The organism is Sutcliffiella sp. FSL R7-0096 (assembly GCF_038595065.1).
In the GTDB taxonomy this organism is placed as follows: Bacteria; Bacillota; Bacilli; order Bacillales; family Bacillaceae_I; genus Sutcliffiella_A.
The window spans coordinates 805,852-830,995 of record NZ_CP152003.1 but is presented as its reverse complement, the minus strand read 5'-3'; the positions used below and the strand labels follow the sequence as shown (position 1 = coordinate 830,995).

Here is a 25,144-nt window from a genome sequence, read left to right as displayed (position 1 = left end):
ATGTGGAGTAGCCTATCACTGGATTATTTTGGCTACAATTAATAGACGAAACTATACGGAAAAAGTTTTGTTATTTAGTTTTAGATACCTAAATTTTTTTTAAAAATGCCTTCTCCAAAAACTCCAAAACTTCCTTACTCAACGGATATAACCCCAACCTTGCTGACTCTTCTTCCGACTTCCTCACTCTCCAAAATTTTTCTGCCAGTTCAGTATTACCACTAAAGGTTTCCTCCGACAAAATCATCACATCCTCGGCGATCAGTTGGGCTTCTGCGGATTCCGAAGATTTTCCATCCGCAATACAAAGCTCGATCCGCTTGATGATATTGATCCACTTTGCAACCTCCATCGATTTATCTTCCAACTTAGGCATGTACCTTTGTAAAATCTCTTGCTCTTCCCCGCTGAACACCATTTCCATTGCTGCCGATCGTTGCTGGCGTTTTTCTTCTAAGTCCTCTCCCAATAAAGGAATGAGATGCTCCCATTGGATCTCTTTTTCAAGCTTGAACATGTTTAACAAAGAATGTGTGTGATCGAGGGACAGACTTAACTGCTTAAGATCCCTCTCCAACTTTTCCTTATGTAAAAGAAGAATCCGCTCCATCGAGATCTGATTCAATACTTTTTGAATGTCCTTCAGAGGCATGGAGGTTTCCTTCAAAAGCATTACTTTTTGAAGCTTCAGTATATCCTTTGCCGTATACAACCGCCTTCCACTGTCGTCCTTGCTTGTCGGCTTTACCAATCCAATATCGTCATAATACCGTACCGTTCGCAAAGAAACTCCTAATTTCTTTGCTACCTCTCCCGATGAAAAATAATTCATGCAATCCCCCCTAAACTACTTGCAGGTTACGTAACGTCACCATTTATCCTACATCTATCATACAAAAATTCTGGAGGAAATCACATTGAATATTAACACAAAATGGAATTTAAAAGAATTGATCCTGCTACTCTTAATGGCACTCGTTTTTGTGCCGATCTTAATTGAGTTTTGGCTGCACCGATTTTTATTGCGTCTATTTGAGAACACACTCTACGCAGGCACTATGACAGGTTTTGTCATGTCCATTATCTTTACACTAAGTGTTTACTTGGTAGCACTTATGCCACAAAGGTTGGGATGGGATATTGTCGGCCTCCGTACCTTTTCAAGAAGCTATTGGAAATGGATCCCGGTCTGGACCGTTATCTTGATTGTTTCTAGTATTCTACTCGTAGTCGTTATGGAAGGTTTGGGAGTCGGCGTCGACAACCATAAAACAGAATCTTTGAATGCACAGGTCACCTGGTTCACCTTCACCATCGCTTTTCTTTCAGCCGCCGTTGTCTCCCCCATATACGAGGAGATCTTTTACCGAGGGTTTTTGTATAAGTGGTTTCGTGGTAGGTGGGGTATGGGGGCAGGTATATTGGTCAGCTCACTCATATTCACCCTCGTCCATATTCCGACCTACAATACGCTGCCGGTCAACTTCATTTCTGGTGTGATTTTTGCGTGGACCTATGAGAGATCAGGGTCGATCATTCCGGGAATAATTGTTCATGGAGTGTTTAATGGATTAGCGGTGGTGTTGACGGTGGTGGGGTGAGGGGTGGGTTGAGGGGACAGGCAGGGCGACCCGATTGGATTGCCGTGCCTGTCCGTATACTATTCAAACAAAGTCCCATACGAAAATGGGGCAATTACCAGTACATCATCATTATTTTCAATAAACCATGTCTGCTCCCCATCTGTTACGTATAACAGGGTACCAATCATCACCTGCTCACCTAGATGATAATCATATAAAGAATTCAACTTCCCTTTTTTAGAAACCAGCACTCGAAGGAAGTCCGGGTAGAACAAGTCGGACTCTTCTTTATTCAGCTCTATTCCCGCTAATAATTTGTCCACAACCGGTTCAAATTGAGATTCTTTTAAAGTGAATTGGTTCCCATTTACCTTGATCGTACTCATGTCAATTAATTTGCTAAGCTTCTCTTCATCGTTTTCCTTAAACAACTTAAAGACCCGATTATCATACAAGGATTGTTGGACAGTAAATTCTTCATGACAAAAAAGCGACACGGTGCTTGCTCCCCCCTCTGTTGCGAGTTGGCAACGAATGACGCGCTTCACATTTGTCAGTCCCATCAAAAACTTGCGGAACTCTTCATCCACCGTATCTTGATTACCGTCAACCTTCAATAAACCTTTAGAAATTAACCCACTAGTCGCACTATCCAACCGGCACTCCAATAATTGATCTGAAATATCCCCAAACACCTCGTCCTTTATTGAAGCTGCAACTTCAGCCCCATCAAGCAATAACAGCGATAATATGTATTCTTCCGCAGTAAGAGTATACGTCATTTGAGTAACTCCTTTCTTTTTCCAAACTTGTTTACCAACAATCTATCTATGATACTAATATTAAAACGGAAAATAGAATAAATAATAATGCGGCATATAAGAGCAATACCAGCCTAGCTACAAACCAATTAAATCGATCATAAATAAGCATTGCTGATAAATTCGTTAATCCCAAAAACGGGAAAAACATCAAAACTCCTAGACAATCTGCATACTTACTAAACCCATCCGATAACCTGTCACCAGCTGTTCTACTAAGTAAATATAAGAGGGCATAGAAGAAATTAGTAAATAGCATTGCCCCAATTACAAAGTAAATAGTTTCTAACATCCTATAACACTACCTCTATACAAGTTTTCAAAACGAACTCACACCTTATCTGCTAGATAACCAAACATGGTAAAGCAGAGTATCACAATAATAAATATAAATACGGCATATATGAGGATTAGCACCCTCGCTACAAACCAATTATACCGCTCATAAATACTAGGTGCTGCCCATTGAGTCAAACCGAAAAACGGGGAAGCCATAGTCTTCAGAAAATCAAGATCATGAGTAAGCCACCGATAAAAACCTCTGCCTGCTGACCGGCTTAGTAAATATAAGAGGGAAAAAAAGACATTTATCAATAAGAAAAACCCAAGCATACCGAAAAAAATCGCGATATATTGCATTATTATTTAGCATCCTTTTAAACTAACTCTATTAATGTTTGTGACACTAACTTACTTAAATAGATTACTCAAATCACATTCAATTACTGATTTTCTAAAGTATACCCAAACCCGATAAAGCAGAGTATTACAATAATAAATATTAATACGGAATAAAAAACTAGAAGCAACCTCGCTACAAACCAATTAAACCGTTCATAAATACTAGTTGCAGCCCATTGAGTTAAGCCCATCATTGGGGAATATAAGCCCTCAGAAGACCACCATAAGTAACCCATCGGTAAAATCCATTCCCAGCGGACTTGCTAAGTATATATAAGAGGGAAAAGAGAATATTTAAAAACAAGAATGCTCCCAGCACAAAGAAAAAGGTACCAATTAATCCCATTAAGTAGTTAGCACCACCTTTACGAAGTTTCTTTTACAGTTGCTTCAAAAATAAATTACCACCAACCTTCAACTGCTCCAAACATATAAAAACAAACTATCGCTATAATAAATATGAAAACAGAATATATAATTATCAATAACCTTGCTATAAACCAATTAAAGCGCTCATACACACTACTTGCCACCCATTGTGTCAATCCAAATAGGGGAAAAGATAAAATTATCAGGAAATCCAGGTCATGAGTTATCCAACGATAAAAGCCATTTCCTGCTGATCTACTAAGTAAATATAAGAGGGAAAACAGGAAATTAAATAATAGAAATACTCCAATCATAAATAAAAAAGTTCCGATAAACTCCATTGTTTAGTTAACATCCTATACTATTTCTAGTCTTGGTCTTTCCATAACCCATAACCCCACATTTAATCAATGCCTATCTGCAATATATCCAAATAAAATGAAGCTAAGTACCGCTAAAATCAATAGTAATATTGCATATAAAACTAGCAACAACCTTGCAACAAACCAATTAAATCGATCGTACATTCTATTAGCAACAGAATGAGTCACACCAAAAATTGGGTAGAATAAAATCGCTAGGAAGTCCATATCAAGAACTATCCAACGGTAAAATCCATTTGCTACTGTTTTACTAAATATATATAAAAGACTGAAAAAGAAGTTAATTAATATAAGTATTCCAATTAGAAAGAAAAAATCACCGATTATCCCCACTAGGCATCTAACACCCTTAAACACTACCTTCTCTATTTTTTATAATTAGTTACTACATTACCCAACCCAGCCGAATAAAGAATCTTTCGCATCGCTTAATGCATTATTAGCACTTTTTAGGGCACCTTTTGCTTTTTCAACTGTATCATAAGCTTTCTCACCGATTACAGCTCCCGCATCTCCAACCCATTTTTTGGTATATTTTGAAGCCCATTCTCCGACCGTCGCTCCGACTGCACTTCCAATGACTGCTCCAGCTGCAGCTCCAAACGGTGCCAAAGGACCAGAAAGAACACCGCCGATTGCTGCACCAACATAAGCTCCCGCAGTAGCACCGGCTAAACTTCCAGCAAATGTATTTAGTTCTTCTGCTACTCCCCGCCCCCTTACACTGAATTGATCTTTCCCTTTTAAAGTATCCCCTTCACTCCATCTGCCTCTTATCCTTGAACCAGTTGAAAGGCCGCCAACAATTAAAGCACCTAATCCAGACGCTCTTGCAGCTACTCTCTTAAAAGCTTCCTTAGGTATGACCATTTTTGTTGAAGAGTGCTGAACAACCTTACCTTTAACAACTCCTGTTAAAGTACTGTTCTCAGTAACACCTTTCCAAGTGGCCCCTTTTATTTTCTGCACAGTACTTCTAGGATCCTTAAATTCCTTTCCAAGCGAAGCCTTTTGCGCCTTCAAGGTTTTCTCTAAGTTCCTATACTGCTTAGAAGTCCTATTAATCTTCTGAATAAGCAACCGTGACCATTTCGGCCCAATTCTACCTTTAAGAAACTGTGAAACTTTCCTATTATATTTAAACGTATAATGATTCTTTTTTTTCGTGTACTCAATCCGAAGAAGCTTTGATTTGTGTGCTGCCACCAAAACAGCAAGTGGGGCAAAGGCATCGAATGCGCCTTCCTTTATTGCATGCAGAATACCGTCTGATTTTTCTTCGGCTCTGGCGTCTACAAGTTTCATTTTGCTTTCATGGGAAATCAATAAGCCAAGCGCGCGTTCACTGGTGGAATTACTAGTGAGCGTAACACCCGGCGAATTGCCAGAAGAATTCACGCCAGATTGAATGGCTTGCTCTGCCAGCTTTTTCATTAATGAACCTGACTCGTACCCGCTGATGCTTATTTTCTTCCCTTTAAACATTGAGTTAATTTGTTCGATATACCCACTGGCAACAAAACTACTTTCCGAGACCGTATCTAGTTTTCTAGTTTGCTCATTATCAAAAACATGTAACTTTTCAAGCGACTGATCAATCTGTTTTTCTGCTACCCTTACCTGTTCCACAAAGTTATCATCCCTCATTTGAGGTAAAGAAACAATGTCATTGACAGAGTGCATGACTTGATTGGTCTCATTGGTCAGTTCCATTGCCATCCTTCTCACGTTATCCAACGAACGAGAAAGATCATTATTCAAGAAGCTTTCACTTATATATCCATTGCTCGCTGGTTCGACTGTCTGTATGGCACTTTTTATTCCATTCAACACACCTTTATACTCATCGAGCAAACCTTGGTAATAGGTTAATAAAGGAATATGGCAATCCTGGTAAAAGGACCTGATCGCGTTGCCCCCTGCGCCCTTTAAAGCATCTTCAAGTCCAATGATTCCCATCACATCCCTATGTACTTTTTCAACAGCTTCCTTCTGTAGCTCCAGCTTTTCCAAAATCAATTGAATATCTGAAAGAAACGAAGCTACTTCCAATGTCTTCAATTACCATCACCACCTGCATAGATAGTTTAATTTTACCAATTCCAAAACCCATATAAAATAGGAGTTATGCTTTAAAAAGGAGCCTAGAGGCAGGTACTCTGACCCATTTTCACTTCAAAAAAATCCGTCAGAATTCCCATCATTAAAAGCACTACCTTTTTTTTACATTCCCGATCACAGGAAAAATAAAACTTAGTTTTGGTTAAAGGTCGTGGGATTGTAGTGGGGTGAGGAACACTGTTTCCGACAGCTGGCAGGATTACACTTGTAGAATTATGGCGGTTTTAATCGAATGGCAATTATATCACCTAAAGTGGCTTATAAATTAAAGAAGTAGATTATAAAATCGAAAGTTGGCTCATAAATCAAAAAGTTGGACTATAAAATCCCAGGCTGCCCATTCTCCCGTTCACAAAAAATATAAAAATAAGCAATATTTCACCGAAACCATAGTTTCTTCCAATGATTTTACAGGAAACTACTAAATAAACATTAGATTCCATGACTTTTGAATCATATAATCCCAGTAACCTATATTTTTAGATTAACACTCTATTTCCCTTCTCTATAATTATCCTGTAATATCCAGTACATAAGCAAAGATAAAGGAGCAAATGGGAAGAGTATGTATAAGTTAATGATCCCCTTATTTTTACTAGTAATAGTTGGTTGTAGTAATCAACCGTCTTTAGATGAAAAGATCATCTCTCTTGTTGAAGAGAACCACGAAATAACTGATTATACTATTGTGTATTCAAGTGAGGAGCATTTAACTGGCATTGTTGCTTACACCACTTCTACAAAAAATCAACCTGATCACTCCATGCAAATCAGCTATTTTGAAAAAGACAAGAATGAATGGGAGTTTAAAAAGAATGTAAATTGCGAGTCCAAAATGAATGCTAACCTTAACATCTCCCCTTCCATCTATTGCGGGAAACTTGAACCGGTCTATTCTCACCTAACCATTAATGGTGATGAAGTAAGGTACTTCGAACACAAGAATTTCGAATTTTGGTTTCACATAAGCGAAGAAAAGTTAGAAAAGATTAAGGCGTTTTATCCGAATGGAACATACGAGAAGTGGAATTATTAATGGAAGGGGGACACGCCTCCCCTCCCCCTATACCTTTACAACTTCACGCCCAGCCACACTAACGCTTTTCCGCGAAAATACGACCACATAAACCGAAGCGACCATCAGAAACCCCGTTAGAATGGAAAAACACACTAAGATCTGCCCCATCGAAACCAACCCTGTAAACAAACCCAACAACACAATTCGCAGCAAAAGCCCCAATGCTCTCAGCAAGCCATCGACCCTTCCGATAATTTCATTTGGAATGCGTTCCATCATGAAGGCATTCCGGGCAACCCTTGCACCACTGTTCCCGATGGCGATGAATAACATCATGATTAGATAGCCTCCAACAGATAGATACACCATGACAGAAATGGCCAGCGTAAAAAGAACCATGGCTGCCGCAATCAGCTTCTCGTCCTCGAATTTCCGGGCGGCAATCGGTACAAAGATACCAGCCAACACAGCTCCCAATCCATACACCATCCCCTGGATCCCGTAAATATTCCCCTCTACTTTCAACACATCTGCCAAATAGACCGGGAACAGATAGTTTGTGAGCATCACACCGATAAACGGCAAGGATGATGCCAGCAGAAACAGGAACACACCTGGTTTCCTTTTCACAAATTCAATAGCCGCCGATGCGCTCACCTTTGTTCCGGCGGCCGGTGCACCCCCTTCTCGCTTCCTCACATACGGGATTTTCACGAAAAAATAGATGGCTAGTGCGTACGTACACACATCCAAAAGGAGAATGTAATGAAGATCCCATTTCAATAAAAGGATACTGGCAATAGCACCAGCAAGCATGCTAGATAACTGCCCCTGAACCTCCATCGTGCCATTAAGGACCTTAAATTGATTTTTATGAAACAGCTCCTGATTTAGGGCAAACATCGTTGGGTAAAAAATCGTGTAATAAAGGCTGCCAATCATGTAAATGACGATGTAATGCCAAAGCTCGTATTCCAACCCAACGAAACCGATACCTGAAAATAGAGCTAATGCGATGAGACTGACCACCTTACTGCTTACGATCATTCTTTTCCTGGAAATTTTATCAATCAAATACCCCAAGTATGGTGTAAGCATAAAGTTGATGATCGTCATGCAAATGGCCACATAGCCAAAGACTTCATTCCCATTCTCGCTCGTCACCAACAGCCACGGTATCGCAATCATCGTGATCCCGCTCCCAATCGCTGATGCCACATTTGCCAAAATAATAAACCGAAACCTTCTATCCCTATATAAACTGTTCATGCCGGTCTCCCTCTCCACCTTTGATACCTTTATCATAAATGGAAAGGGAAAGGGCAACATTCAGCATAGGGAGGAACTTTGAGTACTGCTTTGTAACCAATAACTTGTTGGAATGGCTACAACTTAAGATGTAGCGGTTGCTTTCCTGCAAAAAGTTCGCTTCATTTTTTTACCACTCTCACTTACTGTTCGAACTACCCTTAGTACAAACGAAGCGACAAAAACCAACAAAAATCGACCAGGCGCAAAAACACAAAGAAAAATGCCCCCATAATGTGAAGGCATTTTTTTCAAAAGTCTATTCTATTTCCTTAAAATAATTACTCACCATAATTCAGTTGCCAATGCACACCAAACTTATCCGTTACTTGTCCGTATAGCTTGCTCCAGAAGGTTTCTTGCAGTTCCATTTCTACCTTGCCGCCTTCTTTTAATTGCTCAAACCACGATTTCAAATCATCCATGTTGTGGCTTACCAGAGCCAGTGTGACATTGTTGCCTTGGTTATATTCCTGGCCCGGGAAGGTATCAGAGAACATAACATTGCTACCGTCAATGGAAAGACGGGTATGCATGATGCGTTCTTTGGCCTCCTCTGGAAGTGGATAATCCGGATGCTGCGGGCTCTCCCCAAAAGTCATAATCTGCGGAGCTTCTGTTTGAAAAACCTTCGCATAAAATTCGACCGCTTCCCTACAATTTCCATCAAATACAAGATAAACATCAACTGACACTAACTTCACCCCTAGTATTTAATATGTACAACTCTATTTTATCCGAATGTTCCAGCAATAGACACTACCAAAGGGCACTTTTTCCAATAAAAAAACTACCTTCCCTCTCAAACACCCGTACCTTTTTACTAGACTTCCATACAATAATAGAAGAAAGAGAGGTGAATAGATGAAAACTTACCATTATAAAAATGATCCAGGAACTCCTTTTTATCAAAACCACAAGAAAGGCTCCAAAGATATCACCATTAAAGTTGATTGTGGAGGTAGCGATCATGGTAGAAGCCGCCGAAATCCTGCGTTCAGGGCATTGAAAGAAGACATTCAGCCACTTGTAGCAGGCGAATCCACTAAAATCACGTTTGAACAGGAGCAATTTGATATCGGGAACATTTATAATCCTAACTCTTCCACCTTTGTTCCCCGCGAAAGTGGCGTCTACTATGTAGCAGCAAGCTTTACATTTGCCCCGGAAGCAAATGTTCCGTATCGCACGCGTGCAGATATTGTTGTAAATGGCGTCACCGTTCAAGTCGATAATGATTTCTGGAACCAACTACCTAACCTCAACGTCGTCAATGTCTCTGCCGTCCTTCAACTCCAAGCCGGCGACCTCGTCGAAATCTTCGGTCAAAGCACCGTCAACGGAGTCATCGAACCAGACGTCGAAATCCCTGACTTCGCCTACAGCTCCAACTTCGAGGCCTTCAAGGTATCATAGGGACAGGCACCCCGCCCCACCTCCTCTTCAAAAAGGGACGGTACTTCCGCATCCATAAACTTTATGGAACTAAAGTGCCGCCCTTTTCCTGTTTGTTTACCTTGCATTTTTAGATTGTTATCTTTCTTTAGGAAATCAAGAATATAATTAGTTCATCCCATTCCATTCTCCTTGATTTTTGGACGCCTTTTCTTCTTTGGCTTTTTCTTTATGTGCACGATTAGCAGCTGCACTGCCCATTTCTTTGGAGAACTCCGAATCCGTCTGACTGGAGTCGAATCCCTTTTTATTTTTTTGCTCAGCGTCCGTCTTGCCATTACGTTTTGCCATTACTAATCCCTCCTTTTCAATTCTTAGTATGAAAAAGGAGAAAAGATATATGCATTCCGTGTGAAAACTTATTAAAAAACGGTACTCCGCATCCATTACGCATGGAGGAAAAGCACCGTCCTTATTTCACTTTACCTACCTTAAGGACCTAGAAAATAATAACCAATGGCCATGATCCAAAAGAAGCTGAAGGTCATGATGAAGTTTAATATCGCCAAAAAATAATGCTTGCCTACAAGTCCCAATGCAAGGCCAATTGGTCCTACTAGGAATGTCAACATCCAAAAGGGACTAGCAACCTCCAGCAACACATTAGGAACCCAAAGAAGCACACAAATAACAAAACAAATCAGGGACGCCAACTTGAGAGTTTGTTTCCTCATCCTAAGGCAACTGGATCTTCTCTATCAACCTGATAACTTCCTCATCGTCCCCTGGATCTACATACACAAGTTCCTTATTTGCTAAAATTGCCTCCATGTCTTCCCGAACTTTATCTTCATCCATATCCTTTGGCGGAGTCATGCCGCCATACCAACGTCTTGGAATCTCATATAGATAGATTGAGCCATCGCCGTTACCCCTGTATGTGACAATTCCATCCACTAATCGGCTACCAGTTATCTGGATGACATCTTCTGGGTAGATAACCTCTATATCACCATCTGGATCAAGCTTTGTCCCAGCCGGGATATGCTCGACATACAATCCGTCCACATCCTGGTTTGGACCAAGTTGCAACCAGATTCTTGCATATTCGATTTGTTCACTGGAGTACTGAGCCAAGGGCTCATGGTCCTCTACTACATCCCCATTGGCAGACTCATTTTCTTTTGAATCCATGTTAGTAGCTTCATTTGTTGAAGTTTCCTTTTCCTCACTTGCAGTTGCATTTCCTTCCTCACTACTTGACGTTTCAATACCCGCTTCTTCTCTCACTTCATCAGCAGGAGGAACACTTTTGGTACGCTCATCGTCGGCACAGCCTGCAAGCATGCTCATCGATATACTAAAAGCAAGAACGGTCGTCCATTTCTTCATATTAAAATAACCCCCATTAAATAAAGAATCATCTACACAACCTACATCCTTCTACATTTTTCCACAATTTTGAAACTGGGACAAGCGCTTTGCTCACAAAACTTGCCCCCGTTCTAATAACCGTCCACCCAACATACCCTGTTTAACGATACCGTGATTGCAGGGCACATAAGGAGGTGCAGGATGGTACAGCATGAGAAAAGCAACAACGGGACATTGGGATATTTGGTTGGTTTTTGGCTATTGGTAGGCTGCTGGGCGATTTCTTTTTTGGTCAGTGGAATGGTGGAACCACAAGCCATGCTCGAGTTCCGCATTCTGCTCAACATCATAGCAGTCATCTACTTTCTTGGAATTTACCTGATTCAAACCTTGCGACAGTTTAATCTGACCCGTAAACGACGTAACCAGGTCATCATCTTTTTCAATGGGAAAAAGATTGCATTAGAAAAAGGCGCATGAATATTTCTCATGCGCCTCTTGGTCAACTGGTTAAAAATCAAAATTATCAGGATCTGGACCTATGCGGTGGTCCTCATTCAATTGATCAATTTGCTTCATGTCCCCTTCACTTAATTCAAAATCAAAGACATCGGCATTTTCGGCTAGGCGATGTGCCTTTGTCGATTTAGGGATAGTTACCACGCCATTTTGAAGATCCCAGCGGATGACGATTTGAGCAGGTGTTTTCCGATAGGTGCTCGCAAGGTCCTTGATCAAATCATGCTCAATAATTTGTCCGTTCATTAATGGGGACCATGCTTCCAATTGGATTTGATGCTGCTCACAAAATGCCTGAAGGTCCTTTTGTGTCAAACGCGGATGATATTCCACTTGGTTGATGACCGGCTTTACCTTCGCATCTTTTAGTAAGTCTTCTAAATGATGGATTTGGAAATTGCTCACACCGATCGATTTCACGCGGCCTTCTTCATACAGATGTTCCAGTGCCCGCCACGCTTCCTTATATTTAGCTTCCACCGGCCAATGGATTAGGTATAAATCAAGGTACTCCAACCCTAGTTTCTCCAAGCTTTTCTCATAGGCCTGAATGGTGCCTTCATAGGATAGATCCGCATTCCATACTTTAGAGGTCACAAATAACTCTTCCCGGTTCAATCCTGCTTCTTCCAATCCTTGTTTAATTCCTTCCCCAACCCCAGCTTCATTCTCATAAATCGCGGCAGTATCAATGCTGCGATAGCCTTGTTTGATGGCAGATTTCACTGCTTCAACAAGTTCTGCCCCTTCTTCTACCCGGAACACCCCAAGTCCCAACCAAGGCATTTTTGCTCCGTTATTCAATGTCACTCTTTCTTGTAAATGTGTTGTCATATTCTTAAACCTCCACCATTTTAATTTCTGCATGAATACTTGTCTGATTTTCTTTTCTATCTTTTTTCTCCAACTGACGACTCCAACCTGTCAATAGAACGGCCAATACTACCATCACACCACCAACCCATGCCGTATGAATGAGCCCAATGGAATCCGCAATCACTCCGCCTACATAAGATCCAATCGCAATCCCGGCATTAAAAGCGGCAATATTAATGGCAGATGCCACGTCAACAGCACTAGGAACGAATCGCTCCGCCAATGTCACCACATAGGTCTGCAGGCCAGGCACATTCATGAAGGCAAATACCCCCATCACCAAAATAGTGATCAATCCGGCTACTTTAAAAGGCGCAGTTAGCGCCAAGATAAATAAGACCACCGCCTGGAAAATAAACATATAAAAGAGAGCCCGGACCGGGTTTGCATTAGCAAGCTTTCCACCAACCATGTTTCCAATGGCAATCGCCACCCCATACACGAGTAATATAATGGCGACATTCGTTCCGGAAAAACCGGTAACCTCTTGCAATAACGGGGAGAGATAGGTAAATACTACAAATGTGCCTCCATATCCAAGGGCTGTGATCAGAAACACCAATAGCAAGCGGCCATTTGTCACAAGCTTACGTTGGTCACTGAAAGTGGAGCGAACCCCATTTTTTAAATTCGATGGCACAAGGATCAGGTTTGAGACCAATGCTATGATACCGATGGCCACAATGACCATAAAGGCGATTCTCCAGCCAAATTGTTGGCCGATAAAGGTTCCAAACGGCACTCCCGTTACGGTAGCCACCGTCAAACCGGTAAACATGATGGAAATGGCACTCGCCCTTTTGTTGGGTGGGACCAGATCTGCTGCAATCGTCGCACCAATCGACATGAACACCCCGTGCGAAAGGGCAGATATCACCCTCGCAGTAAGTAGCAGGCCAATCGTGGTAGAGAATGCCGCAATCGTATTACCAGCGATGAAAACGATCATAATCCACAATAATAATGTCTTTCTAGATATATTTGACAGCAATGCAGTGAGTACAGGAGCACCTATCACCACACCAAGTGCGTACAGGGATACAGTCAAACCTCCAACTGTCGTTGTTACTTCCAAATCTTCTGCTATCAGCGGCAATAAACCTACACTGATAAACTCCGTTGTTCCTATCGCAAAAGCAGTAATGGCCAATGCAAGCAATGCCAATGTGCTTCTCTTTTTATCCAATGCCATCTTGATCAACCTTCCTTTATAATAATCACTCATGAGTTTTACGCTTCGATCGATACATGCTATTATTACTCCTAAAGAACAAATTGAAAAGTACGTACTTTTTTGTTATATAGGTACCTTTTTGTTCCTAATGGGTGATATCAAGGGAGGAAATGACTTGAAAGCAAAAAAATATAATATATCCGTAGAAGCAACACTCGAAGTAATCGGAGGAAAATGGAAATGCGTCATCCTCTGCCATTTAACACATGGTAAAAAACGCACCAATGAACTGCGGCGCCTCATGCCAAACATTTCACAAAAAATGTTGACGCAACAGCTCCGGGAGCTAGAAGAAGATGGCGTGATTATTCGTACTCTGTATCATGAAGTTCCCCCGCGTGTGGAATATGAGCTAAGCGATTACGGCCGTTCTTTAGAAGGGATCTTATCGCTCCTATGCGATTGGGGCGAGCAGCACATCATCAAAGTGCATGGCACAAAAGAAGGATACCTGGAGGAAAGCATTTTAAATCAGAATTAAAAAATGGAGCAGGGAAAGAAATCCCTGCTCCATTTGTAAATTTATTTAACCTTCAAGAGTTTGCAACACCCATGGCCCCTGGAGCTCCAAATAACTTCTGCCCCTGAGCAAAAGAAGACCAAGATAATGTTTACTGAGTGGCGGAACCTCCACCCACAGCCCTCTGGTATTCCTCATAGGAAACTTCGTCATATGATGTTACGTTGTCGTCATTTGTTAGGTAAAGCATGAGGTAGGCATCTTCGCGCAATTCTTTGGTGGCTGAGAATTCTACTGATATCATCCTTCCGTCTTCATGATATGCGGGCAACGTGTACCAGTAGGTAGTAATGATTTCACCAGAATCCAACTTCATTTCCTCCACAGAAGTGGCCTTTGTAATTTGGACATATGCATTGTCTTTTGCTAGCCTATTGAAATCAACGTTTGCCAAGACAAGGACGATTCCCACAAGAAGAATGAACATACCACTAATAAAAATGATGAACTTTTTCATCAAGATCCCCCCAAATAGTGTTGTTGAATAGTTTTATTAAAGCCTCTAACAGTCACAAAATAGTAAATGGTATAGATAAAGGTGTATGCAAGCATCCACAGGACAACAGGAACGAGCAGATTCATCATGAACAGCTTGGAGAATGCGGTCAGGGCAACCCCACCGTGAATCAGACCTAACACGAGCGGTGCCGTAAAGATAACCGCCACTTGATTTCGAACTGTGCGTTTTCTCTCCCGAGTTGAAACACCAAGCTTATGAAGCATCACATACTTTTCTTTATCCTCTTCAGCCTCTGTCATCATTTTGAAAAAGATGATACTCCCTGTCGCTACTAGAAAGACCAATCCTAGAAAGCTTCCGACAAACAGTAGTGAGCCAAATGCTTCAATAGAATCTTGATAATCCTTTGTGGCACTAGAAAAATTTTCTGAGACAGGTGAAGCTTCTAATTCCTCTGACAAAGCCAGTTGATTTTTGTAATCCTCCACCTGTACCGCTTGAAAAGTACGCTCATCAGATGCGATGCTGCTATACTCCTCATCTGTTACGACAACCGTGATGCTTCCAAAGGAAAAGGTATTTAATAATGCTTTGTCGTATTGCTTGACGATTGTATGCTCCTTTTCATCAATGACAAGCGATTCTTGTTTGAAAGACCACCTTTCGTCATAAAAAGCATCAATCAGTAGGGTTTCACCTTCTTTGATGGCATGCAAATCAGTCCATTCCAGATAGCCGGCGATCCTCTCAAAAGTAGATTGACTGATGACCGAATACTCTCTTTCATATCCATCCTCTGTCACACGGATTGCTTTACTTGTTATGGTATCTTCATGCTCGATCACATTAGCATCAATCGCAATTGGGTCACCCTCCCACATAAAGGTGAACGGTGCGTTTTCCAGGACACTTTTTTCCGCATTATAGTAAATGCCAAAGACCGCCCCACCTGCAGTGATGGTAGTGGCACTTAATATGGCGATGATCGTAAGAGTTTTGGCATTGCCGCGGATCCGGTAGAGCAGCTGTGATACCGTCATCAGATTAAGCCCTTTCCAAGCCCAAGCTTCCCTCTTTTGTAAAAAGGACAATATATAGACCAGAACGCTGTGGAAAATAAGGCCTGAACCAATGACAGTCAAAGCGATAATGACGATGGGCATTGCTAGTCCAAGGGTACGCCACGCTTCTGATGTCAAAAGATCCTGAAGAGCGAGCCAGTACGCTCCAGCTAAAGCACCAACTCCCAATATCGCTGGGATCAGCCGGGCCTTCGGTATTTCATCCCCCTTTTTCTCAGCATGGAAAAGATCAATAAGCTTAAATTGATACATAACCCGATATCCTTGCAATGACGTAAATAGGAAAATAACGAAGAACACCATCAACGTGTTGAGTACGGCGTCCATGGAGAAAGCAAAACCGACCATCATATCCATATTCATTAATTTCATCAAGATTGATAGCAAAACACGAGATAGTAAAAAGCCGAGCCCGATTCCGATCACTAGCGACAACAGGCCAATCACCATGTTCTCAAAAAAGAGTAGAAATCCAATCGAACGTTTACGTACGCCCAATAAAGAATAGAGCGCTACTTCCTTTTTTCTCTTTTTCATAAAGAACGAATTTGAATAAATGATAAAGATTGCCACAAATATCATCAATACGAATGCGGAAGCACTCATGATCCCTTGAATCTGCTTAGATGTTTCTGCAAGGGCACTAATGTCCCCACTATATTTAAGTGTCACAAATGTGAAGTAAATGACGATGGAAAAGATGGTAGTACCAATATAAAGGGAATAGCTCTTTACATTACGTTGAATATTCTTTAAAGCTAAATCAAATAACGTCATGCACGTCACCGCCCAATGTAGCGAGCTCGCTTAATATATGTTGAAAGAACTCCTTACGCGACTTTGTTCCGCGATATAACTCCTTAGACAATTCCCCATCTTTTATGAACAAGATTCTGCGACAGTAGCTTGCTGCATAAGCATCATGCGTCACCATCATGATAGTCGTCTCATGTTCTTCATTCAGATTACTTAAGCTTGTGAGTAAATCGGATGCAGACTTAGAATCAAGTGCACCTGTTGGTTCGTCCGCAAAAATCAGCTTCGGATTTGTAACAAGGGCACGACTTGCGGCAGTCCGTTGCTTTTGCCCGCCTGACAGCTGATAAGGATATTTATTTAACAAGGATGAAATACCAAATGTCTCTGCCATCGCCTCTACCCTTCCCTTTATTTCCGCTGCCGGCTTTTTTGCAATCGCTAATGGCAGCAAAATATTTTCCCTTACTGTTAGAGAATCCAGTAAGTGATAGTCCTGAAAAATGAACCCCAGATGGTCACGACGGAAATCGGCAAGTGCTTCATCCTTCAGCTTTGAAATATTTTCTTCTCCAAGAAAAATATCTCCCTTGGTCGGAGAATCAATTGTCGCCAAGACGTTTAACAAGGTGGATTTCCCGGCACCTGAAGGACCCATCACCCCAACAAACTCCCCAGGATGTATCTCAAATGAGATATCCTGAAGTGCGTTAAAAGTATTTGTTCCCTTGCCATATATTTTTTCTACTTTATCTACCACTAATAATGGTTCCAATAATATGCACCTCTTTCGTATGTCCTTACTATAACGAGCCAACCTTACATCAAAATCAACGGTACCTTACAAAATCCTTAAATAACGCAAGACAGGTGGAAAAGACATACATTTAGTTCAGGCATTGATTTATACTAGTAGAAATGAGATAGCTATATATATATGAGGAGGTGATTGGAATAATGGACAAGCCACGAATATTAATAGTGGATGATGAAAAGGATCTGTGTATATTGATTAAAACCGCCCTGATAAAAGAGGGGTTTTCTGAAATAAGAATGGCCGGGACCGTTAAACAGGGATGGGAAGAGTTCACCGACTACAACCCAAACATCGTCATTCTGGATGTCATGCTACCTGATGGTGAAGGCTATGATTTATGCAAAAAAATACGTGAGATATCGCGGGTACCTGTGTTATTTCTATCAGCCAAAACGGAAGAAGTGGATAAGATTTTGGGGCTGGCAATCGGCGGCGATGACTATATCTCAAAACCCTTCAGTCCAAAAGAAGTGGCGTTTCGAGTAAAGGCCCAGCTTCGTCGTGCAGGCTACAGTACGGTTAGCGAACCAACTTCCAACAAAATTGAAAAAGTGATTTCCGTTGGTCCCTTTTCCATCAATCATGAGGAAACGGAAGTGATGAAGGATGGGGAAATGCTAGAATTAACCGCCAAAGAAGTTGGGTTAATGTCATGCTTCATGAGAAACCCAAATCATATTCTCAGTAAAGAAACACTTTTTAATCGAGTGTGGGGAGAAGAATTTTACGGTGCGGACAATACATTAATGGTACATATCAGACGTTTACGAGAAAAAATAGAAGATACACCGTCCAAGCCAACCTATATCATTACTGTAAAAGGGCTTGGTTATCGATTCATCCCAAGGTAGGTGAGTACTTGTGAAATGGAAACTGACCGGGCGTTATTTAGTGTCTGTTCTCATCATTGTCTTTATTGTGATCTTGATTAACACCGTAATTCTTATCGGTATGTTCATTCATCAACAAGGACAAGGAATGGATGATGTTTCAAGCCATTCTGGAGAGGTGTTTTCCCGTCATTTCTACAAGTACTTAGTGATGGAAAACGGACAGCCTGCTGTCTCCGAAGAAGGAATGGAAGCTCTGCAATCATTTGGTGCATGGATTCAAATACTTGATGCCAACGGGAATGTCGTCACCTCTTCCTTAGCACCAGAAAATGCGCCTGACCATTATAGTCCCTTAGAACTTATACATATTTATAAATACATGGATGATCAGTTCGTCACGTATTTTATTGGGGAGTTTAAACCATATGACTATCTAATTGGAGTTCCAAACTCTAAAGAGCAACGTGTGGTCTTCATGCTGGAAGCTGAATCTATTTTCACTTTTCTTTCCAAATCCATACTTGTCATTCTTATCGTGGACCTACTCATTGCATCCATTGTAGGGTTACTGTTCAGTACTATATTAACAAGGCCGATAACAAGGATGATCGACCGTATAACACAATTGAAAAAACGTAATTTTTCTACTTTGGAAATGAAGAGAATGGGTATTTTCAAGCCTGTATTCGCCAATCTGAATGATGTATCCAAAACCCTCCAAGACCATGAGAATGAACGATTAAAGCTTGAGAAATTGAGAGATGATTGGATCAGCAACGTTTCTCATGATTTAAAAACACCACTTGCTTCCATCAGGGGATATGCGGAGTTACTCTGCTATCAGGATTTAACTTTAGAAGAGCGATTGGAATATGCGGAAGTCATAGAACGGCAATCCATCTATATGAAGGATTTGCTTGATGATTTTAATCTCACGATAAGATTGAGGAATCATGAGATGCCACTAAATTTAGAGGAAACACGGGTGGAGAGCTTTATAAGAGAAATCGTCATCGACCTATTGAATGACCCTCAATTCGGCAAATACCATATTTCTTTTGAGAGCTTGTCACCAGAATTAAAATGGAATATGGACCGCCATTTAATGAAGAGGGCCATACTTAACTTTGTTTATAATGCGCTCATTCATAATGAGGAGGATATTGAAGTGAGCATACAGGTTATGTCAAATGGCATCGTAATCAAAGATACTGGAAAAGGAATCCCACCACACGATTTAGAGCATATTTTTGAACGATATTACCGCGGAACAAACACCCAAAACATTCGTGGCACCGGCCTCGGAATGGCCATCGCCAGAGATATAGCCGAAGCCCATGGCGGAAAAGTCACCATAACAAGTGAGCTTGGTAGTGGAACTACCGTTAAGGTGCTGTTAGGGTAGGTAGGGAGCAAATCCCTACTTTTTTATTTTTCCCTAAGACAACTTATTTGCAAGCCTCCCATTCATATACCACAGGGCAAAAAGGTTGCTCTAGACCCACTCGATTGCTGCTTGCTATTATATGTAAGTGCAAATCAGGGAGGAAAACCATGGAACAAGAAAAATATAATAACCTTAAATTAGGGGAACGCGGAGCAATCATCAGCATTGTCGCATACATATGTCTATCCATCCTAAAACTAGTGGTTGGTTTTATGACCAATTCAGCTGCCTTAAAGGCGGACGGACTTAATAATACCACCGATATCATCGCATCTCTCGCCGTGCTTATAGGGCTTAAACTTTCGCAGAGACCTCCAGATAAAGACCATGGCTATGGCCATTGGAAAAGTGAAACCATCGCCGCCATGATTGCTTCTTTTATTATGGCAGCAGTCGGGATTCAAGTGGTTTTAGATGCATTTCGCACCATGTTCGAAGGTGGCAAGGAAGCACCAAATGTGATGGCAGCATATGTTGCTTTCTTTTCAGCTGTCGTCATGTATTTGGTATACATCTATAACAAGAAGCTTGCCATAAAAATTAAAAGCAAGTCCGTGATGGCCGCGGCAAAAGATAATATTTCTGACGCCTGGGTGAGTATCGGGGCGGCCATTGGGATAGTCGGCTCGCAGCTTGGAATGCCTTGGTTGGACAGTGTGGCAGCGATTCTTGTTGGATTACTGATATGTAAAACGGCTTGGGGAATTTTTCGTGAAGCTTCTCATGAACTGTCTGACGGATTTGATGAAGAAAAGATCCAACATTATCGCACAATCATCTTACAGCTTGATGGGGTAAAAGGCGTAAAGGAAATCCGCGGACGCAACTACGGAAACAACGAAGTCATCGATGTCGTCATCCTCGTAAAATCCACACTGGATATAGTAGAAGCACATGATATCGCAACCCGTGTGGAAACGATTTTGATGATGGAGCATGGCGTTCATGACGTTCATGTACATGTGGAGCCGAACTAAGAGGACAGGGTTCCCGGGGGGAGTGAGGCACGCTGACCCATTCCCCCTACTAAAGGGAAACTGTCTTTTATTTTCTAAGAAGTACAAAAAGTAACCTAGGTAACAATTCTCTGTCAAATCACTGACACTATATCTATTTATGATTTTTGTGGATTGTTCCCTGTTCTCAATAGTTGGGTATCTTTTTCTTCATGTCTAGGAGTAGCATAGAATCTATATTGCCAAAATGCTAACAGGCACTTTTTAAATCTTTCCATATTTCCTATTCTTTTGGATAAGTCCGCCACATCCACTAATTCCATCAAACCATTTTCGTAATGATTGCATGTACATTCAAACAAAGCGTACCTTACTGACCGCCAAGTCATCAATGACCTGTTGGAATTTTTTTATTATAACTTATGAAACTGCAGCATTGGGGGGAAATCATGAAAGACAATAAGTAATCAGGACTTCATTACATTCATATGGGAAAATAGATAGGGATTGCATGTATACTGATAGGTTACACTTACATAAAATTAAATAAATGGGATAATAGGGGTAAACGATAAACTCGTGGCAAAATTGCTGTAAATGGTAATAAACAAAAATATAACAAACGAAACCCAAGAAATAATAGGACTTTTGAAATGGTATTATTTTATATTTAGGGAACCAGTTACTTCTACAGTAATATTCGGTTTGATTTGAATGTTACTATAAACATTTTTCCATTCTTTATTGTCTAGATATTGTGGATAATGGACGGAGATTTCCTTTTGGATGCCTAGAACATCACTTTCAGCAGCAATTAATATATTTACCACTTCCTTCGCTTTTTCGGTCATGTATTGAGAAGCTAGACTGTTGAATTTTTTCATATCTGTTTTGGATATACTGCCACCATAATTATTGATTTCAGCCAATAATTTAATATCTACTTCATACACAATTTCCTCAACATCATTCACTTCATCTAACTTTAACTTTTTCTTTTGTTTTACTTCATTAATTATAATACTAAATGGGGACATATCTTCCTCATTGTGCTCTATGTGGAAGAAATTCAATTTATTAAAATGGTCCATCATAAATAGTAGTAAAGTTGATTGCTCAGGCGAAAGAGAATACCCGCTATATTTATCCCCGTTAAAAAGAGCAGTTCCTGAAATTTCAATCTCATTGGCACCAGATTTTTTCACGAGAGGGATTATGGGATCTCGCTGAACATCTTCAATTGTGTTCCAAATGGAAAAAACCGTTTCATCTGGTATATGTGTCCTTTCTTCTGCGGATTTGAACATCTTTAATAATCTAAAGGCTATGGGACTACTATCCATTTGTACAGAGAGGATATCCATGCCTCTACCCTCAGCGATCAGCAATTTTGATGAGATATAACCAAACCTGGACCTCACTACCGGTTCCAATAATGGTAAGACCCCTTTTGATTTAGCTAAATCTTCACCGATAACGACTACATGGGCCTTACTGATATCCATTTCACCGGAAATTCCATTAGTAAAGTTGATATCTATTTCAATTACATCTTTTCCTTCTGTTGTAACCAGTTCATCATTTATGTTAAATTTCCCCCCACCACTACCTTGTATGTTTAATGCTCGAACGGAAGATTGGATCATTTCAGGATCTTCTTCAAAAGTATCAAAAGTCAGACCATTTATTATGATTGTGTCTTTTATATTTCTTTTGTCCCAGCACCCAGCTAGTATCAATGTAGCTAAAATGAATAAAACAGCCAATTGGAATGGTTTCAAATTGTATCCTCCTTTTCTTCAATTCTCAATAGTATGGACGTCACTAAAAGTACTAGGGGAACAATACCTATAATCAAAAAACCAAATATGGTAACAATATTTGAATATTGTTCTATCATGGCATCTGTTTTTTCTGCCAGAAGAAATAACACAAACGCCAAACCACCAGTAAGTAAAATCGGTATTGATCTGTGTTTACGATTATTCTTTAAGAACTTACTTGCAAAAAAGACATAGACGGAGACGGATAATACCATGGGAATGGACCAAATAGAAAAAAATAATTGATCAATCCGGTCTAAAGACATAAGCTGTATTGGTCTAAATATGTAGATCACCGGATATTTCACTTGTGCTATAACTTTATTGGAAAACACCACCATCGCAAGGATCGTTAAATATACGGTTATGCAAACGACAAACAAATTAATATACGAAATATTTTTTAAAAACGCTTTGTTTTTCTCGGCTGCGAGTGGATATAGAAACAATATAATTTCAAATCCGAATAAAGATATTAAGGAATCATTTACTCCGAATACTATATTTTTAACCCCTGAACTTCCAATCGGCAATAGATTCTTTAAATCCATGTCCAGAGTAAAGGGGAACAACGATAGAAGAAATAAAAACAAAAAGGTCACGGACAAAACAGTTAGGATTCTAGCCAATACATGTATGCTGCTATTACATATGTACATGCACATAATAAAAATTAATAGCCCTACTGCCCAATAGGGTGTCCGATTTAATAGGATTTCTCGGATCATTTGTGTAGCTACCAGCAGTACAAATGCAGAGGTTATGATTAAGTAGACATAAATGGCTAAATTACATACTCTTCCTAAATGGATCCCCAAAACACTCTGCGTTATCTTATAAAAATCAGAATTTGGAAAGCGCCTCATCAGTAGCCAATAAAGAAATAAAATCCCTTGAATACATAACCCTGCCAATAAGATTGATATCCAGCCATCATGTTTAGCGGTACCTTGTATTTTATGTGGCAAGTTAAGCATTCCAATCCCTATCTGTGTATGAACAATCAAGAAGAAAATTTGCGTTTTTGTTAACCCAAGTTTTGTGCCCATAATACTCAGACCTCATTATCACTTTCCATTTATTTTAATCTTGATAAAATTTCATATTCACATTCACGAATGAACTTTTTTTCTATTACGCACAAATTCATTATTAATTCCATTAAAATCTAAAGGGGCAATTGGATACATATACGGAGTCTTAAAGGACTCCAATTTGCAAAGGTGTGTGAATAAGATAACCAAGGACACTGTTATTCCTAAAAATCCAAAACTGTTCGCCATTAACATAATAGGAAAAGCGAGTATCCTTACACCGGTCCCCATTTGATTGACTGGCGCTACAAATGATGCAATAGCCGTCAACGCTATCACCACAATCATGATATTCGAGACAAGACCTGCTTCCACAATCGCTGTTCCTATCACCAATCCGCCAACAATACCAACCGTTTGAGCAATTGGGGAGGAGAGTCGTATCGCTGCTTCTTTCAATAATTCCAGAATTATTTGCATAGTTATTGCTTCGAAAAGTGGGGATAATGGTATAAATTCCGTTTGAACTCTAAGTGCATAAAGCAATCCAATTGGAAGAATCTCTGAATGCAAAGAAACAACGGAAATATATAAGGCAGGCAAAGTGATTGCTATTAAAAAACTCAATAATCTGATATAGCGAAAAAACAGACCAATCATCCAGCGATTATTGTAATCATCAGGGGATTGATAAAAACTAAAGAATGTGATTGGCAGTATCAATACTTGAGGAGTTCGATCAACAATCATAATTATTTTTCCTTCCAATAAATAAGAATTTGCTCGATCGGGCCTCTCAGTTGTTAACACTTGGGGGAAAATGGTATACCGACTATCTTCTATTAACTCTTCTAATTCTCCTGAAGACTGTATGTTTTCTGCTTTAATATTCTGTATTCTTTTCAATACCTCAGACAAAATATCCTGATTTACAAGATCATTTATATACATCATAGAAACTTTCGTTTTTGATTTAGTTCCTATTGAAAAATTTTTCACAATGAGATTTTCATCTTGATTCCTTCTTTGTAGAAGGTATATGTTTGTATTTAGACTTTCTGAAAATCCTTCACGAGATCCTTTTATGATTTTTTCGGCTTCTGGTTCCTGAATCGATCGATTTTCAGAATTCGGTACCGATACTATAATAGCGGTATTTTCAATATCTAAAAAAAGAATACTTGCTCCCGACCGCAAACCCGATGAGATCTCTGTTAAATTCTCGGAAAAGCTAACTTCAGCTGCTGTGATTAATGACATAATAAAATCTTTAGAGAAAGACCTTTTACTAGTCTGTTTTGTGTGTAATTCAACTATCGGTTCTATAATATTCGTCTCTAATGCGCGCTTGTCGATCATAGAATCCAAATAAACCACTACTACCTGGTGTTTATGAACACATATCGTTCTTTCCTTTAATTCATCCGTATGGGACATGACCATTTTAAGGAGTTTCATATTACTGTCAAGGTCTTTACTTAATTTCTTCGCACTCGCTGATTGCTCTGATTTTGATTCATTTAGTTTCATGCTTTTCTCCTACTTGATATTAAGTAATATTTAGTTTTTGCAACAATGGGAATGTTATTCAAAAAAAAACTCCGTCCATAATGGGACAGAGTCATATAGTAGAAGCATGCATCTTACTGAAAAATGGAGTTTATAACTTTCTCTAAGATTGTTGCTTTTCAACTTTAATTTTATATTACAAACGCCTGCCTTGTTTTTAGGTTC

25 protein-coding genes are annotated in these 25,144 nt (G+C 40.1%); 8 read left to right on the top strand and 17 right to left on the bottom strand.

What is annotated here, in order from left to right; all coding sequences use genetic code 11:
• Positions 1–88 precede the first annotated feature (88 nt).
• Positions 89–832 (bottom strand): MerR family transcriptional regulator, encoded by a 744-nt coding sequence (locus MKY77_RS04325; RefSeq protein WP_339149062.1) that lies wholly within the window; start codon positions 830–832, stop codon positions 89–91.
• Between the two features lie 85 nt (positions 833–917).
• On the opposite strand from MKY77_RS04325, the gene MKY77_RS04320 reads away from it, so the two are divergent.
• Positions 918–1,601: a type II CAAX endopeptidase family protein gene (locus tag MKY77_RS04320; RefSeq protein WP_339149061.1), complete on the top strand. Its 684-nt coding sequence runs from the start codon at positions 918–920 to the stop codon at positions 1,599–1,601.
• A 59-nt stretch (positions 1,602–1,660) separates the two neighbouring features.
• On the opposite strand, the gene MKY77_RS04315 is transcribed toward MKY77_RS04320, so the two are convergent.
• From MKY77_RS04315 to MKY77_RS04305, 3 genes are all read right to left on the bottom strand, one after another.
• Positions 1,661–2,365: a hypothetical protein gene (locus MKY77_RS04315; protein WP_339149060.1), complete on the bottom strand. Its 705-nt coding sequence runs from the start codon at positions 2,363–2,365 to the stop codon at positions 1,661–1,663.
• Positions 2,366–3,861: 1,496 nt separating this feature from the next.
• Entirely contained in the window at positions 3,862–4,170 is a 309-nt protein-coding gene (locus MKY77_RS04310; protein ID WP_342515658.1) for a hypothetical protein, read from the bottom strand.
• A gap of 57 nt (positions 4,171–4,227) precedes the next feature.
• Positions 4,228–5,898 carry a T7SS effector LXG polymorphic toxin gene (locus MKY77_RS04305; protein ID WP_339149059.1) on the bottom strand — a complete coding sequence of 557 codons (1,671 nt, stop codon included), beginning with the start codon at positions 5,896–5,898 and terminating at the stop codon, positions 4,228–4,230.
• 625 nt (positions 5,899–6,523) lie between these two features.
• Here MKY77_RS04305 and MKY77_RS04300 point away from each other — a divergent pair.
• Positions 6,524–6,994 (top strand): hypothetical protein, encoded by a 471-nt coding sequence (locus tag MKY77_RS04300; protein ID WP_339149058.1) that lies wholly within the window; start codon positions 6,524–6,526, stop codon positions 6,992–6,994.
• A 27-nt stretch (positions 6,995–7,021) separates the two neighbouring features.
• Here the strand turns inward: MKY77_RS04300 and MKY77_RS04295 are convergent, their stop codons facing one another.
• Both MKY77_RS04295 and MKY77_RS04290 read right to left on the bottom strand, forming a co-directional pair.
• On the bottom strand, positions 7,022–8,245 hold the full coding sequence (locus MKY77_RS04295; protein ID WP_339149057.1) for an MFS transporter: 1,224 nt from the start codon (positions 8,243–8,245) through the stop codon (positions 7,022–7,024).
• A 320-nt stretch (positions 8,246–8,565) separates the two neighbouring features.
• On the bottom strand, positions 8,566–8,979 hold the full coding sequence (locus MKY77_RS04290; protein WP_339149056.1) for a VOC family protein: 414 nt from the start codon (positions 8,977–8,979) through the stop codon (positions 8,566–8,568).
• A 169-nt stretch (positions 8,980–9,148) separates the two neighbouring features.
• Here MKY77_RS04290 and MKY77_RS04285 point away from each other — a divergent pair, with 169 nt between their 5' ends.
• Entirely contained in the window at positions 9,149–9,700 is a 552-nt protein-coding gene (locus MKY77_RS04285; protein WP_339149055.1) for a hypothetical protein, read from the top strand.
• Between the two features lie 147 nt (positions 9,701–9,847).
• Here the strand turns inward: MKY77_RS04285 and MKY77_RS04280 are convergent, their stop codons facing one another.
• The 3 genes from MKY77_RS04280 to MKY77_RS04270 form a co-directional block, all read right to left on the bottom strand.
• Entirely contained in the window at positions 9,848–10,030 is a 183-nt protein-coding gene (locus tag MKY77_RS04280) for a hypothetical protein (protein WP_339149054.1), read from the bottom strand.
• A gap of 140 nt (positions 10,031–10,170) precedes the next feature.
• Entirely contained in the window at positions 10,171–10,413 is a 243-nt protein-coding gene (locus tag MKY77_RS04275) for a hypothetical protein (RefSeq protein ID WP_342515657.1), read from the bottom strand.
• Position 10,414: 1 nt separating this feature from the next.
• Positions 10,415–11,071, bottom strand: a complete 657-nt coding sequence (locus MKY77_RS04270; RefSeq protein WP_339149052.1) for a hypothetical protein — start codon at positions 11,069–11,071, stop codon at positions 10,415–10,417.
• A 183-nt stretch (positions 11,072–11,254) separates the two neighbouring features.
• On the opposite strand from MKY77_RS04270, the gene MKY77_RS04265 reads away from it, so the two are divergent.
• The gene (locus MKY77_RS04265; RefSeq protein WP_339149051.1) at positions 11,255–11,533 is read left to right on the top strand and encodes a hypothetical protein; all 279 of its coding nucleotides are present in this window, start codon (positions 11,255–11,257) and stop codon (positions 11,531–11,533) included.
• Between the two features lie 30 nt (positions 11,534–11,563).
• On the opposite strand, the gene MKY77_RS04260 is transcribed toward MKY77_RS04265, so the two are convergent.
• Both MKY77_RS04260 and MKY77_RS04255 read right to left on the bottom strand, forming a co-directional pair.
• On the bottom strand, positions 11,564–12,406 hold the full coding sequence (locus MKY77_RS04260; protein WP_339149050.1) for an aldo/keto reductase: 843 nt from the start codon (positions 12,404–12,406) through the stop codon (positions 11,564–11,566).
• Between the two features lie 4 nt (positions 12,407–12,410).
• Entirely contained in the window at positions 12,411–13,640 is a 1,230-nt protein-coding gene (locus MKY77_RS04255) for an MFS transporter (protein ID WP_339149950.1), read from the bottom strand.
• 157 nt (positions 13,641–13,797) lie between these two features.
• On the opposite strand from MKY77_RS04255, the gene MKY77_RS04250 reads away from it, so the two are divergent.
• Positions 13,798–14,163: a helix-turn-helix domain-containing protein gene (locus MKY77_RS04250; protein WP_339149049.1), complete on the top strand. Its 366-nt coding sequence runs from the start codon at positions 13,798–13,800 to the stop codon at positions 14,161–14,163.
• Between the two features lie 130 nt (positions 14,164–14,293).
• On the opposite strand, the gene MKY77_RS04245 is transcribed toward MKY77_RS04250, so the two are convergent.
• Genes MKY77_RS04245 through MKY77_RS04235 form a run of 3 tightly spaced genes read right to left on the bottom strand, consistent with a single transcriptional unit; the run spans position 14,294 to position 17,275 of the window.
• Entirely contained in the window at positions 14,294–14,659 is a 366-nt protein-coding gene (locus tag MKY77_RS04245; RefSeq protein ID WP_339149048.1) for a YxeA family protein, read from the bottom strand.
• Positions 14,659–16,521, bottom strand: coding sequence for an ABC transporter permease (locus MKY77_RS04240; protein ID WP_339149047.1), 1,863 nt, complete (start codon positions 16,519–16,521; stop codon positions 14,659–14,661). The genes MKY77_RS04245 and MKY77_RS04240 overlap by 1 nt, the downstream gene beginning before the upstream one ends.
• Complete coding sequence (locus tag MKY77_RS04235; protein ID WP_339149046.1) at positions 16,508–17,275, bottom strand: ABC transporter ATP-binding protein; 768 nt, start codon at positions 17,273–17,275, stop codon at positions 16,508–16,510. The genes MKY77_RS04240 and MKY77_RS04235 overlap by 14 nt, the downstream gene beginning before the upstream one ends.
• A 182-nt stretch (positions 17,276–17,457) precedes the next feature.
• Between MKY77_RS04235 and MKY77_RS04230 the strand changes: the two genes are divergently transcribed.
• The 3 genes from MKY77_RS04230 to MKY77_RS04220 all read left to right on the top strand — a co-directional run bounded on the left by MKY77_RS04230 (position 17,458) and on the right by MKY77_RS04220 (position 20,574).
• Positions 17,458–18,168 (top strand): response regulator transcription factor, encoded by a 711-nt coding sequence (locus MKY77_RS04230; RefSeq protein WP_339149045.1) that lies wholly within the window; start codon positions 17,458–17,460, stop codon positions 18,166–18,168.
• A gap of 10 nt (positions 18,169–18,178) precedes the next feature.
• Positions 18,179–19,555, top strand: coding sequence for a HAMP domain-containing sensor histidine kinase (locus tag MKY77_RS04225; RefSeq protein ID WP_339149044.1), 1,377 nt, complete (start codon positions 18,179–18,181; stop codon positions 19,553–19,555).
• 149 nt (positions 19,556–19,704) lie between these two features.
• On the top strand, positions 19,705–20,574 hold the full coding sequence (locus tag MKY77_RS04220; protein WP_339149043.1) for a cation diffusion facilitator family transporter: 870 nt from the start codon (positions 19,705–19,707) through the stop codon (positions 20,572–20,574).
• A 638-nt stretch (positions 20,575–21,212) separates the two neighbouring features.
• Here MKY77_RS04220 and MKY77_RS04215 read toward each other — a convergent pair.
• The 3 genes from MKY77_RS04215 to MKY77_RS04205 all read right to left on the bottom strand — a co-directional run bounded on the left by MKY77_RS04215 (position 21,213) and on the right by MKY77_RS04205 (position 24,940).
• The gene (locus MKY77_RS04215; RefSeq protein ID WP_339149042.1) at positions 21,213–22,334 is read right to left on the bottom strand and encodes a Ger(x)C family spore germination protein; all 1,122 of its coding nucleotides are present in this window, start codon (positions 22,332–22,334) and stop codon (positions 21,213–21,215) included.
• The gene (locus tag MKY77_RS04210) at positions 22,331–23,425 is read right to left on the bottom strand and encodes an endospore germination permease (protein ID WP_339149041.1); all 1,095 of its coding nucleotides are present in this window, start codon (positions 23,423–23,425) and stop codon (positions 22,331–22,333) included. The genes MKY77_RS04215 and MKY77_RS04210 overlap by 4 nt, the downstream gene beginning before the upstream one ends.
• Positions 23,426–23,488: 63 nt before the next feature.
• The gene (locus MKY77_RS04205) at positions 23,489–24,940 is read right to left on the bottom strand and encodes a spore germination protein (protein ID WP_339149040.1); all 1,452 of its coding nucleotides are present in this window, start codon (positions 24,938–24,940) and stop codon (positions 23,489–23,491) included.
• Positions 24,941–25,144 lie beyond the last annotated feature (204 nt).